General features: G+C 64.6%; 13 protein-coding genes. 2 read left to right on the forward strand and 11 right to left on the reverse strand.

What is annotated here, in order from left to right:
- Positions 1–9 precede the first annotated feature (9 nt).
- The 8 genes from HNR22_RS00180 to HNR22_RS00215 form a co-directional block, all read right to left on the reverse strand.
- Complete coding sequence (locus tag HNR22_RS00180) at positions 10–432, reverse strand: DUF3307 domain-containing protein (RefSeq protein ID WP_141908908.1); 423 nt, start codon at positions 430–432, stop codon at positions 10–12.
- Entirely contained in the window at positions 429–776 is a 348-nt protein-coding gene (locus tag HNR22_RS00185; protein ID WP_179783321.1) for an RRQRL motif-containing zinc-binding protein, read from the reverse strand. Before HNR22_RS00185 ends, HNR22_RS00180 begins: the two co-directional genes overlap by 4 nt.
- Positions 777–1,540: 764 nt before the next feature.
- Entirely contained in the window at positions 1,541–1,963 is a 423-nt protein-coding gene (locus tag HNR22_RS00190; protein WP_179778449.1) for a DUF6197 family protein, read from the reverse strand.
- Positions 1,960–2,478 (reverse strand): DUF6197 family protein, encoded by a 519-nt coding sequence (locus tag HNR22_RS00195; protein ID WP_179778450.1) that lies wholly within the window; start codon positions 2,476–2,478, stop codon positions 1,960–1,962. Before HNR22_RS00195 ends, HNR22_RS00190 begins: the two co-directional genes overlap by 4 nt.
- A gap of 85 nt (positions 2,479–2,563) precedes the next feature.
- Positions 2,564–2,749, reverse strand: coding sequence for a hypothetical protein (locus tag HNR22_RS00200; RefSeq protein WP_179778451.1), 186 nt, complete (start codon positions 2,747–2,749; stop codon positions 2,564–2,566).
- A complete protein-coding gene (locus HNR22_RS00205; protein ID WP_179778452.1) occupies positions 2,746–3,624 on the reverse strand; it encodes an FtsK/SpoIIIE domain-containing protein in 879 nt (292 codons plus the stop codon). Before HNR22_RS00205 ends, HNR22_RS00200 begins: the two co-directional genes overlap by 4 nt.
- Before the next feature lie 112 nt (positions 3,625–3,736).
- A complete protein-coding gene (locus tag HNR22_RS00210; RefSeq protein ID WP_179778453.1) occupies positions 3,737–4,669 on the reverse strand; it encodes a hypothetical protein in 933 nt (310 codons plus the stop codon).
- Between the two features lie 122 nt (positions 4,670–4,791).
- Positions 4,792–5,124: a hypothetical protein gene (locus HNR22_RS00215; RefSeq protein WP_130406273.1), complete on the reverse strand. Its 333-nt coding sequence runs from the start codon at positions 5,122–5,124 to the stop codon at positions 4,792–4,794.
- A gap of 298 nt (positions 5,125–5,422) precedes the next feature.
- Here HNR22_RS00215 and HNR22_RS00220 point away from each other — a divergent pair, with 298 nt between their 5' ends.
- The gene (locus tag HNR22_RS00220; protein WP_218906089.1) at positions 5,423–6,694 is read left to right on the forward strand and encodes an NsdA family TPR-like regulatory protein; all 1,272 of its coding nucleotides are present in this window, start codon (positions 5,423–5,425) and stop codon (positions 6,692–6,694) included.
- 4 nt (positions 6,695–6,698) lie between these two features.
- On the opposite strand, the gene cutA is transcribed toward HNR22_RS00220, so the two are convergent.
- Entirely contained in the window at positions 6,699–7,061 is a 363-nt protein-coding gene (cutA, locus tag HNR22_RS00225; protein WP_343060024.1) for a divalent-cation tolerance protein CutA, read from the reverse strand.
- Between the two features lie 455 nt (positions 7,062–7,516).
- Between cutA and HNR22_RS00230 the strand changes: the two genes are divergently transcribed.
- Positions 7,517–8,356, forward strand: a complete 840-nt coding sequence (locus HNR22_RS00230) for a hypothetical protein (protein ID WP_179778454.1) — start codon at positions 7,517–7,519, stop codon at positions 8,354–8,356.
- 202 nt (positions 8,357–8,558) lie between these two features.
- Here HNR22_RS00230 and HNR22_RS00235 read toward each other — a convergent pair whose 3' ends face one another.
- Positions 8,559–9,203, reverse strand: coding sequence for a class I SAM-dependent DNA methyltransferase (locus HNR22_RS00235; protein WP_179778455.1), 645 nt, complete (start codon positions 9,201–9,203; stop codon positions 8,559–8,561).
- A gap of 398 nt (positions 9,204–9,601) precedes the next feature.
- Positions 9,602–10,669 carry a DUF6602 domain-containing protein gene (locus tag HNR22_RS00240; RefSeq protein WP_179778456.1) on the reverse strand — a complete coding sequence of 356 codons (1,068 nt, stop codon included), beginning with the start codon at positions 10,667–10,669 and terminating at the stop codon, positions 9,602–9,604.
- Between the last annotated feature and the right edge of the window lie 1,306 nt (positions 10,670–11,975).

Here is an 11,975-nt window from a genome sequence, read left to right on the forward strand (position 1 = left end):
TGTCCCCTTTCAGAGGCAGGCGATGAGGAGGGCGGAGACCCAGAGGCAGGCGTAGTGAAGGGATTGGTCGGCGAGGTACATGCCGCAGACCGGGGTCTGTCGGTCGGCGAAGGCGGCGGAGCCGGTGGCGTGCAGGATGAGGCGGACCGTCCAGCGGCGGTCCAGGAGTGCGTGGGTGATGGCCGAGAAGGCCAGGCCGGCGGTGAGTCCGAGGGCGGACACCGGCAGGTTGAGCAGGGCGACGGTGACGGCGAGCATGGCCGCGACCGTGAGGTGGTAGGTGGTCACGTGGATCAGGAGGTGACGCCAGCCGGTCCAGCCGGGCTCGGCTTTGTGGGACGCGTCAGCGTCGGTTTGCACGATGTGGTCGGCGAGTTGGTGCGCCGGGATCAGGACGGCGGTGATGACCGCGAAGACGAGTGCGGGGTTCATCGGGTTACCTCCGGGTTGCAGTCGAGGCAGGAGCCGGTACGGCGGGGGATGTAGTAGGGCTGGACTTGGCCGCAGTCGGAGCAGGTGCGCCGCGCGTTGAGCGCTTTGTCGATGGCCGCCAGTTGGGCGGGGGTGGCGGTGCGCTTGGGCATCGCGAGGTCGAGGCGGAAGAGGTAGGCGACGCGCTTGCCGCGACGCCACATGATTTGCGCGGCGGGGTCTTGGCCGCCGGGGCGCAGGTTGCGGGTGCGTAGTTGCCGGCGGGTCAGGAGCCCGTCGGGGGCGAACTTGAACGGGTAGGTCGGCAGGCCGTAGCGCTCGCCGGTCGGGTCGTAAAAGACCATCGGGTCCTCCGAGTCGTCGTCGGCCTGGTCGTCGTCGCCGGCAGGGGTGCCGGTGGCGAAGGTGGGGTGTTCGTAGGTGTCGCGGTCGATGTCCTCGGGCAGGAACGCCGCCGAGCACAGGGCGCAGACGATCGGGCCTTCCTCGAAGGCCGTGGTGGAGATGCGCAGCTTGCGGGGGCACTCGCACTCGCACGAGACGCCGTTGTTGTTGTTCGTCCGTTGCTTGCCTTCCCCGGTCGGTTCGGGGTGGCGGTAGAAGCGCAGCGCCACGGCCAGGCCGGTGATGGTGGCCTTGTAGCGGGCGCGGGTGAGGTCGGTCAGGGTGCAGGGCGAGTAGCCGAGCTTGTCGTCCTTGGTCGTGGACAGGCCGAGCTCGGCGGCGAGGGTGGCGAACTTCTTGTTGTGCCAGCGGCCCTGCCGAGAGGTGTCCTGGATGCCTCGCACGTCGGCGAGGGCGTGGGTTGCTTCGTGCAGGAGCGTGGTGAACACGGCTTCCGGTTCGCGGGAGAGCCCTTCACCGGAGATGAGGATTTCGGGCAACTGCTGCTCGCCGGCTTGCCAGCGCAGGGCGGCGAAGTGGCCCCACTTCATGCCCTGGTTCACCTTCGTGGGGGAGCCGGAGCCGACCACGAGGACGGCGGCCGGGACTTCGGTGTGCTGGGCGCGGATCGCGGACCAGGCGGCTTCAAGCGCGCCGACGAGTGCGGCGGTGGAGATGTCGTTTTGACACGTACGTGTCACGTCGGTGATCTGGGCGGCGGTGCTCATGCGGCCCTCCGGATGGTGTGTCGGCGGTAGGCGATGGCGGCGGTGCACAGCGCCTCGATGACGTCGGCCGGTCTGCGGCCGGGCAGGGTTTCCCAGTCGAAGACCGGGGCGTGAAGGCCGGCGTGGCCGACGGCGATGAGGTAGGTGTTGAACCACTCGACGGCGGCGCTGTAGGAGCGCTGGTCGGCGTCGGTGATGCCGGTCAGGTACCAGCGCGGCCGGCCGAACACGGCGGCCCGGATCGCGCCCAGGATCGACGCCGGGTAGATGCCGGTGCGGTGACAGCCGCAATTGGCCGGGCAGGCGTCGTGGGCGTCATAGAGGCCGGCCGGGGTCCAGCCGTAGCGGCCCAGGTAGAGGGCGGCGCGGTCGAGGACGGCGTGAACGTTGCCAGTCGGCAACGCGGCGACGGTGCTCATCGGGTAGCCCGCCAGACGAGGAACCCGGCGCGGGTGGGCAGCCGCTCTTGGCTGTACTCGTGTTCGGCGTAGGTCTCGATGTCGTCCTCGGTGGCGTGGGTCCAGTCCCACTCGTCCGCCGCGTCGCGCAGCGTGGAGATGATTTGCTCGGCGGTCTGCCCGGGGCGGTCGTTCCAGGCCAGTGGGCAGGTGGGGTCGTCGTCCTCGGTGGCCCGTGGCTGAGGCTGGTGGAAGTCGAGGTAGGCGGCCAAGGCGTCGATGGCGCGGGTGTAGTCGCGGGCTCCGCCGCGCGTCGTGCAGTGGTGCGGGATCGAGAGGCGGTGGCCGTGTGCGGCCATGCCGATGGCGCCGGACACGCAGGCCGGCGGGTAGGGGTTGTCCTCGGTCGAGGCGTAGTAGGTGCCCTGGGTCCAACCTCGGATTTCGAGGTAGCGGGCGGCGCAGCGCAGGGTGTCGGCCGGGGTCAGGTCGGCCAGCGCGGCGGAGGTGGTGGGCTGTTTTTGGGTAGGGTTCATGGCGGCCACGTCCTTTCGTGGGCGGTGGTTGGGTCGGCAGACCGGGCAGCTTTTCCAGGGCTTTGGCCGGTCTGTCGGCCGTCTTCTATCGGTGGTGCAGGTGGAGCCGGAGAATCACCCGTTGCCTGCCGTCGCTGACAAGAGCGGGTGCGGAGCGGAAGACCAGGGCGCCCGCGTGTCGGGCGATCGCGGTCAGGGCGGCGATGTCCTCGCCGGTCCCGACGAGCACGAGGTCCAGGACGCGGGTCGGGGTAGCGGTCGTGGTGCTCATGCCGCTGTCCGCAGGTCAGCAGCCGCGACGAGGCCGGAGCGGCGGCGGGTCCAGGTGGCGTAGTCGGCGACGCGGATGATGTCGGCGTCGGTCATGTAGGCGGCCTTCACGCGGTTGGGGATGCCGCCTTCGGCGATGAGGTAGCCCTCGCCCTGGTTGTTCGGGTCGATGCTGTTGGAGGAGAAGCCGCGGGCGTACCAGCCGTGGCCGAGGACGATGTCGGAGGACACGTCGTTGGTACAGCGGCCAGCGAACCGCCACGCGAACAGGTCCCGCAGTGACGGCGGGATGATGTCCGACGACGGGCGCTGAGTCGCGGCGGCGACGATGATGCCGACGGCGCGGCCCCGGGCGACAATGTCGCGCAGCAGCGCGGCGAACAGGTCCTGGTCTTTCTTGTCCCCGGCGGTGGCGGAGAAGTAGGCGATCTCGTCGCAGGCCACGAGGATCTGACCGAACAGATCGTTAGGGCCGATCTTCCGACGGCGGTGCGACAGCAGGAACGCATACCGGTTGTCCATCACCGTCTGCACCCGACGCAACGTGCGGATGGCGTGGTCGATGTCCGGGCCGACGAACACGTCGGCAGCGGCCTTCCACAAACCCAGCTCGACCTGCTTGCCATCGAGCAGGCACAGCCGCACGTCCGGGCACAGGGCCGCGTGCCCAACGATGGTGTTGAGCAGCGACGATTTGCCCGCGCCGGGTTCACCGCCGATAAGGATGTTGCGGTAGATCATCGGCAGGTAGGCCGGGTGGCCGAACTCGTCGATGCCGAGGAAGACCGGGTCGAAGATGGACAGGCCCGCGCCGACCGGCACCGTCTGCGGCGCGTCTGGCTGCGGGGGCAGCTCGATGGTGTCCGTGAGGTCCATAACAGGGGGCTCCCGGGGTCGGTTGACACCTACGTGTCAAAGGCGGGTGGGGGAGGGAAGGGGCGCGGACGCTCGACCCGTCAGGGGTGCTTGGTCCGCGCCGTCCCGGTGGTTAGGCGTAGTCGGAGGGGTCGAACCCGTTCGGGCTCGCGGTGTTGGTGGTGGGGTTGCGCGGCTTGCGCTGGCGGGGGGTATCAGCCGATGCGATGACCTGCACGTCGGGTACGTCGGGCAGGTCCAGGCCGACAGGCGGCATGCCCGGTGAGGTGGGGGCGTTGGCCGGGATGTCCGTGGGGACGTAGTCCGGCAGCGGCGACACGACCTTGCCCGCGAGGGGTTCGCGGCGGGTGATGTCGATGCGGATCAGTGCGGCGTACTTGCGGCCGGCGCGCATGACGCGGACCTCGTTGGCCCAGCACGCCACGGCGAGTTTCTGCATCTGGCCGTCCTGCTCCAGATCCCGCAGGGACAGGCCGGGACGCAGCCACACCCAGACCCGTTCACCGGCCGGGGTCGGCTTGGCGAGCAGGATCAGCGGGAGTGAACCGTGCCGGTTGGTGGCGATGAACGCCGCGAAGCACAACCGCAGCCGGTGCCGCACGATCAGGCACCACATCCAGGCCATGACACGACGACGAACCGGGCTGATGGCGGCGGGGACACCGACGACCAGGGCGACGATGAGCAGCGAGCCCCACAGCGGGGTCGACTGCATCAGCGAGGTCCAGCCGTAGACGCCGGCCAGGCCGAGCAGGATTTCCGGCAGCCAGTGCCAGAAGACCCGTAGGACCGGCCACGCCACGATCAGCGCGAACAGCACCGCGCCGAGCATCGCGCCGAGGACGACGCCGAGCAGACCACCCAGGATCGGGTGCATGTACTCAGAGGCCACCGTGGCGGCCAGCAGGCCGACCACACCGAGGGTGACCCAGAACGCGATAGTGGCCCGACGACGGTACGAGCGGGCAACCGGCGCTTCGATGACAGTGACTTGGCCCCCACGGTTCGACCAGCCGAACGGGGACCTCTGGCTAGACTTGGACACGACAAGTCCTCCCTACCTAGGGACCTTGTTGGACAGGACGCGGGGTCGCAGACGACGCCAATCAACGGCGACCCCGTGTCCACCTCTTCACCTCTTGTGGAGCCGAACAGGAACCCCGGCCGCTAGACGGCGGCGGTCTCCATCGCGGTCAGCGCCGAAGCCCGGAACGCGACACCGGAGCGGACCTTGCCGTCCCGGTCGTTGACCCAGGGCAGCGCCTCCAGGTCCATCGGCACCACCGGCTGACGAACGGCCACCGCCGGCATCACCGGGCTGACCACCGTCACGTTGATGACCTCCGCGCTTCCCTCCGAGAGGGCGTAGAGCTGCACCGCCCACATCGGCTGCTTCGTCTCCCGGTCGAACTTCTGCTGACCCGTCTGGTCCAGCTTCGGAACCGGGTTCACCGCGACCTCGTACGACACCCGCGAGGTGTCCAGCAGCAGACGTCCCATGACTGACTCCTTCTCGACTGGGGGCAGACGCCCCTTGGCTCAGACCAAGTACCTACTCGGTACTGACTACAACGTACTGACTGACTCAGCACGCGTCAAGCATCGATCCTCTCGGTCCTTCGCTGGACCTGACCGATCCATGTGCATCAGCATGGGCTCCGACGGTGGGCTGTTTCTTGCCTCGCGTGGGGGTACCCACGGTGGGTATGGTCGGGAGCGAGTGGTACGAATGCGTGAGCTGTCAGGACGTGGAGGGTTGATGCATCCTCAGGCCTCACCAACTGCTATCCCCCCGCACGTGCTGCAACGCGCGGATATGCAGGATGCAATTGCCCGCCACGATTTTGGCGCAGTCTTCGTCCTTGCCCGCAAATGGGCAGGCATTAGCTATTCGAAGATCGCCGAGGCTTGCGCAATAAAGCCCGAGCGCGTCGGGACTCTCGCACGGGGGCAGGGAAGTATAGCGACATACGAAAAAATCGCTGCCATTTCTGATGCCCTACGGATTCCCGGCCATATGCTGGGTCTATCTCCCCGAGGCTGGGAGGCGCCCTCCACGTTGGAGGCGGTTAGGTCGAGCGGAGATGAAGCCGTGAAAAGAAGAGACTTCCTGCGTGTTTCGGCTATTGGTGCCGGAACGGCTCTCGGTATTCCTTCCCTGCTGGAGGAATTCCCACGAGGCCGGATCGGTTCCGATGTGCCAGCGATGCTCGCACGGCGAACCGCTCGTCTGCGTCGCCTGGACGACGTCCTGGGCGGCGGCGATACGTCAGGTATCTATCTCGCCGAGTACAAGGCAACCAAGGCGATCTTGCGTGGCAGTAGCTATTCGGCGGCTACCGAGAGCAAGCTCCTAGCAATTCTTGCGGAGCAGGCCCAGCAGGCTGGATGGGCGGCTTTCGATGCTGGTGACCACGTCGCCGCCGAACACCTGTACAAGGAGAGTCACAATGTGTCGACGCGGATATCGGATCCCGCGCTTGCTGGAAACGCGCTAGCTTTCCTGGCCTACCAGACGATCGGTAGTAATCCAAAGGCGGCCGTGGAGGTCGCGGAAGCCTCATGTGCGGCAGCCGACGGGGGAGTGCCGGCCACCGTCGGGGCGTTGTTGCATGAGCGGCGAGCCTGGGCACACGCGGTGGCAGGGAACGCCAGGGAAGCAGACGAGGCGCTGGCCGCTGCCCAGGCTGCCCTGGCGAGCAACCTAGGCAGGCCCCAGCCGGACTGGTCGAGCTGGGTAGATGAGCAGGAACTACAGATCATGGCGGGCAGGTGCTGGACCGAGTTGCGTCGACCGCTGCGAGCCGTTCCGCTCCTGGAGGATGCGCTCCGCGGCTTCGATGACGCCCATGCTCGGGACAAAGCCTTGTATTCGTGTTGGCTCGCAGACGCGTACCTGACGGCGGGCGAGATCGAGGCGGCAGCAGGGATCGCGGACCGAGTCCTCAACCTCTCAGCAGGGGTTGCATCCGTTCGTCCGCGTCAAAGGTTGCAACCCATCTTGCGGCAGCTCGCAAGTCACCACAGCGTGCCGATGGTGGCTGACTTGCTAGAGAAGGCCAGGTCTTGATCCGCTAGCTTTCCTCGCCTGACTCGACTGTCTTCCGTACCCACGACAAATAGGCGTCAGATCCCGCGACGATCGGAACTGCAACAATCTCTGGATTGTTCCAGGGATGATGCTCCGTGAGATACGCCTGAAGATCTTCGAACCGGTCGGAATGGGTCTTGAGTAGGAGTTGCCATTCTTCGCCCGTACCGAACTCGCCTAGGTGCCAGAAGGCCGATGTTACGGGTCCGATGATCTGGGCTCCCGCTGACAGCTTCGCCTCGACAACCTCGCGAGCCAGCTTCTCGGCGGCTTCACGGGATTCTAACGCCGTAGACACCTGCAGGAACGTGCCACGCGGGTCGGCGTCGGCAGTTCTTCCGCCAATCCCGAGCCTTGGCCGTCCTTCGTTCCACGTGGTGATGGTCTCCGGTCGCCAAAGGTGAGTGCGTCCAAGAGTTCGGTCAGGCTCGGGCATCTGATTGCGATTCCGGTAAGAGCTGACCGTTCCGATCTGGACGCCGAGATAGGCGGCAACGTCGGAGGTCGTCCACCACTCAGCGCTTGGGTCAGGTGTCGTCACGCCTGCATTATGCCAAGTCAGCCTGACTTTGCCACCCAGCCAAGACTACGGGCGGCCCCACTGGCGAGCGTCAAGGATGAGCCGTTGGGACATGTCGGGTATGGCGTCTTGGCGGGCGACGGACGCGGCGAGCCAGAGGGCGCCATGGCGCAGGATGGCCGCTGACGCCAGGTCCGGACATGCTGAGAGGGGCACACGCTTCTTAGTTCATCCGCCAGGTGGGACGATGGCTGCCCCGACCAGTGCAGGACGAGGACATCGTGGACGACGCCTTCAAGCCCCAGACCGTTCGGTCGCTCGACCCTGCGGCGGCGAACCGCCTCCTACATGCACTTGGGACCGTGAAAGATCTCGAAGAACGCCTGATGGCCAGCCATGTCCGCCCTGTGCCCGCCGAGTCCCAGCTGAACCGGGATCTGGCCGTCGGCAACGCCGCGTTCGCTTACAACTACGCCAGTAACGCCGTAGGGGCAGCCATCGACCACCTACGCACCTGGTACAACATGCTAGCGTGCGATCTCGTCAAGTTCCCTATGCCAATCCTCGCGCATTACACTCTTGCCCGCGCCGTCTATGAACCGAGCTTGCACACCCTCTGGTTACTCGACGCCACTTCCACTAGTCGGGAACGGATCGGTCGTGGCTACGCCATGGAACTGCAGTCATTGCGCGACATGCGGAACTTCCAAAAGGCGGCCAAGCCATCCGAAGCCAACGCTCAAGCCCTCATTGATCGGGTGCTGGACGGGGCGGCTTCGGACGGATTCGTGACGCTAGATGAAAACGGTGCAAGAAGGCTAACGGTCCCAGTGCGGAACATGGTCGACTTATTCAACGACTACGATGGCCCAGAGATCCCGGGCCGCAAGGCGGAGTGGCGTTACCGGATTCTTTCCGGCTTAGCGCATGGTCGGAGGTGGGCGGTAGTGGCAAATGCCGCTGAAGTCGAGACGGCGACAGACGAGGGCTATCTTATCCGCCCGAACTGGCAGTACCTGCAGCACTTCGCCGACTACACGGTGCGGATTGCATCGCGGGCAGTGTCTGCAGTTGTCGAATACCGATACGAAGCTTCTCCCTCTGTCGGCGCTTCCTCGTAGCGGAGGCCTGCAGTCAGGCAGCTCTGGCGTCTCGCGATCGGTGCACTGGCGTTCGCAGATCATCTGGCGGACGCGTGTCACACATCAGCCGACGGAGGACACCTGTTGTGGCCCATTGTCCTCGGTCGACTGATGTGCGGCACTCGTCCGCCAGCTGATCTGCGACACCGGCGCATATGCCCGAATCTTCTCCGGCCTACCGTTAAGGCGAGCGGCGGGCGAAGAGAAACGCTTGCGGGGTCTGACTGTTCGGCTTGAGCAGCATCTGGGCCTCGACTTCGAACCCGGCGTCACGCAGCCACGCGCCCACGCGCTCCGGCTGCCGGCGGTGGACATACAACTTCATTGGGTGACCGCCGTAGCCCTCAGTCATCAGCTGCGACTCCTCGCCCACGTGAAATAGCAGCTGCAGCGATCCGCCTGACTGCAAGGCACGGTGAAAGTGCTGCAATATGGTGGGCACGTCGCCGTCGGGAATGTGGATCAACGACTGCCAGGCAAGGATGCCTGCCAATGAACCGGCAGGAAGGTCCAGGTCCGTCATCGAACACACTTCAAACCGCACGTGGGGGTGGTCGCGGCGGGCAACGTTGATCATTCCTGGAGACAGGTCGACACCGAAGGCATCGACACCAAGTTCGCGCAGGTAAGCGGTGACATGTCCGGGACCGCAGCCGACATCCGCCACCGGACCGCCACCGGCGTCCCGCACGCTGTCTGCGAGCAGCGTCAGAGCCGCACGTAGGTACCGGAGCTCGGCAATGGCCCCGCGCACTTGGTCGGCGTAGCTGATGGCGACCGTGTCGTAGGACGTCCGTGTGTCGGTCAACCAGTCGTCTCCGCTCATGACCGGCAACGCTAGCTCAGGCTCGACTGACTCACCTACGCAGCTCCGTGGGTGCGGGTTCCGCGCCCTGCTGCGCCCAACTTGAAGGCATGACGCACATCACGCGGCGGAGATGTGTCGCACATCAGTCGACGGAGGACACCTGTTGTGGCCCATTGGTTGTGAGAACTTTCTGTACGAGATCAAGGCGGCCCGCTTCGCAGGCCGCTCGCGCCGCCGACCAGGGGCCGACCAACACCGGTCGCCGATCGGGGGCCCGCGCCCTTAGCGCAAGCGCACGGGCGCACCCCGAACGGTTGCAGCCCCGCCGGCGGCGCGACATGCGAAGAAGCCCCGGGCCGCCATGGTCGATGGCAGTTCCGGGGCGTCGCTGGCTGCAAGCTGACGCTGCACACGCGTCAAGGGATCAGCGGGCTATTCCGGCGATCAGACTTCAGCTCCCAGTCGCCCGACTTGAGTGAGCGCAACATATATTCGCTATATATGTCGTTGATGTCCCACCTGTGAGCCGAAATGACACTCCGTGACGCGCTTATTCCGGCCTTCCAGTAGTAGTCGGCCATAGAGGCGTTTTGTGGGTTGACGACTGCCATGCGGCTCAAAACGAAGAATAGCATCGCGCCTATTGGGATCGGTGGTGTGGCGGGCGAGTTTGGACGTCCGATCTCGGACTTCCAGCGCATGAAGAGGCTAACTGCCTCAACGTTGCGTGATTCGATGCTCCTGGAATCTACATGAAAGCCTCGCGGCATCTTCTTCATAGAAAGACTGCGAATGTGGTTCTCCCAGGTATGGAGGTCGCTCACGCATATAAGGGAAGGCAGATCTCTTGGATGTCCAGCAAGCTGGTGCTGTCGCTGAATCTCGGAGTCGATTTTCTCCAACCCTTCGGTGCTGCTCTCCCATTCATGGCTGTGGGCTAGTAGCCCGTAAAGGATGGGACTGCACGTATTGGCGTACAGATTTGTTCTGTAGTCATTTGTCAGCTTGCTTATTGCGGCGGCATTCGCAAAGAATTTCTTTAGATGGGACCTTCTCAACGTGTTCTTGCATTCGAAAGCCGCAACCACGCCAGGGGCGAGGTACAGCTTTTTGTCGCGCAGTTTGCGCGGATAATCCCCAGATAGGACGACAACATCGACTTGTGGGCTAGCCGTTCCATCTGCGGCCAGGATTCTTCCCTTGGTTGCGACGTGCAGGTCTGCGGGCAGCCAGTCGGAGAGCAGACCCGCCCAGTTCGACTCTCCCTCGTCGCCTGCCGTGCCAGGGTCCTCTGTAGAGCGCCTGTAGATCCTCTGATACTCGGCCTCCATTTCCTGCGTAACTTGATCCAGGAAGGCCAGAAGCTCGTGGGAGGCTGTCACGCCACCAGCTTCGCGTACATCACGGGCCAAGGCATAGAAGCGATCCGTGTCGAACACGCCGCCGGCGGGGCGCTCGGGCGCTCTGGGATGGTTGGCGCCCATCCCGACAACCTTCGTCCGGACAGAGCCGAGCAGGTGGGGCCTGCCCGGTCAAGGTCGTTCAGCCAGTGGGGTGCTCCACCTTGACCGGGCAGGCCCCACCCACTCCACGGAGTGCGGACGAAGGCCGACGGGATGGCTAGCAGCGACGAGGGTTGCCGAGCCGGGAAAACCCAAGTTGCCGTCCGCGAGCCGACCTGCGCATCGGCAACTTTTTGGACACTGGTCGCTACCCTGACTCGGTGCTCGCGACCGAGGCCCCGAAGGTTACCGACTGGATGCAGGCATGGGGGAACATCGCCAGCGCCGTCCTATCGGCCATCGCCGTTCTGGTGACAGGTCTGCTACTCGTCCTCGAATTGCGGAGGTGGCGACAAGAGCGAGCCGAGACCGAAGCTCGGCAGGCTCGCCTCGTCTGGGCGGAACCGAAGGGGTCGGCTGTGGATGACCATGGCAGCTATCGTGGGCAGGTAGTCACTATCCATAACGCAAGTTCCGACCCAATCTATAATGTTTTAATCAAAGCGGATTTCTATGCCGGTCCGGAGATGGAACGTAGTTCATGGATGGTTGTTTCGGATCCTTCGATACAGAGTGGAAACTCTTCGAGGGAATTCATCACATACAGCCCTCGTATGCCCCGCCCCATGACTGAGGATGAGGTTATGGAACGGTATGGCCCTCCGGACATCGAGATCCAGTTCACCGACAGTTCAGGGACGCAGTGGAGGCGCTTCAAGCTGCAGAGTCCGCGTAGGGCGCGAGACGAGGATCTAACCCTCGATCAGATTTCGCGTTCCACTCCAGCGCTCGTAGCTGATTACCTCCGAATCCCAAGGATAATCAGATACCCAAGAGCGTTCATCTCAATTCGAATCAACCGCCTCCATCGCAAACTGCGCTCTAAGCTTGCAGCAAAGTTGGAAAGCCGTCCTCCTGAGCCATTCTGAAGATCGTTGGGCTCCGCTCGGTTGTACAGCAGCGAAGTACAGCAACCGACGACACCGAGTGGGACCACGGCAACCACCATCAAACCGTCGACCAGTCGTGCGAGCCGAACCACACCCCATTGCCGATCTCTGGGGGTCAAGGGGTCGTCGGTTCGAATCCGGCCGTCCCGACAGCAAGAGGGTTTCCGCAGGTCAGTGACTCGCGGAAACCCTCAGTTTATTGTTGCGGCTCGATGAAATGGCGTGTAAGGCGCTGCTGGAACCCTTAACTCGGGTGGTTTTGCGAGCCGATCTTGGTTGCCCCCGCAGTGAATCGCCTGGTAGGCGTTCTGCATCGGCGTCGTTGTGGTCGCTGCTGG

This window comes from Micromonospora jinlongensis (assembly GCF_013410645.1).
GTDB classification, from domain to species: Bacteria; Actinomycetota; Actinomycetes; order Mycobacteriales; family Micromonosporaceae; genus Micromonospora; species Micromonospora zamorensis.

What these genes read in the sequence shown, in the direction of transcription:
- HNR22_RS00180 (WP_141908908.1), bottom strand. Translation starts at nt 432, where the DNA reads ATGAACCCCGCACTCGTCTTCGCGGTCATCACCGCCGTCCTGATCCCG.
- HNR22_RS00185 (WP_179783321.1), bottom strand. Translation starts at nt 776, where the DNA reads ATGGTCTTTTACGACCCGACCGGCGAGCGCTACGGCCTGCCGACCTAC.
- HNR22_RS00190 (WP_179778449.1), bottom strand. Translation starts at nt 1,963, where the DNA reads ATGAGCACCGTCGCCGCGTTGCCGACTGGCAACGTTCACGCCGTCCTC.
- HNR22_RS00195 (WP_179778450.1), bottom strand. Translation starts at nt 2,478, where the DNA reads ATGAACCCTACCCAAAAACAGCCCACCACCTCCGCCGCGCTGGCCGAC.
- HNR22_RS00200 (WP_179778451.1), bottom strand. Translation starts at nt 2,749, where the DNA reads ATGAGCACCACGACCGCTACCCCGACCCGCGTCCTGGACCTCGTGCTC.
- HNR22_RS00205 (WP_179778452.1), bottom strand. Translation starts at nt 3,624, where the DNA reads ATGGACCTCACGGACACCATCGAGCTGCCCCCGCAGCCAGACGCGCCG.
- HNR22_RS00215 (WP_130406273.1), bottom strand. Translation starts at nt 5,124, where the DNA reads ATGGGACGTCTGCTGCTGGACACCTCGCGGGTGTCGTACGAGGTCGCG.
- HNR22_RS00235 (WP_179778455.1), bottom strand. Translation starts at nt 9,203, where the DNA reads ATGAGCGGAGACGACTGGTTGACCGACACACGGACGTCCTACGACACG.
- HNR22_RS00240 (WP_179778456.1), bottom strand. Translation starts at nt 10,669, where the DNA reads ATGGGCGCCAACCATCCCAGAGCGCCCGAGCGCCCCGCCGGCGGCGTG.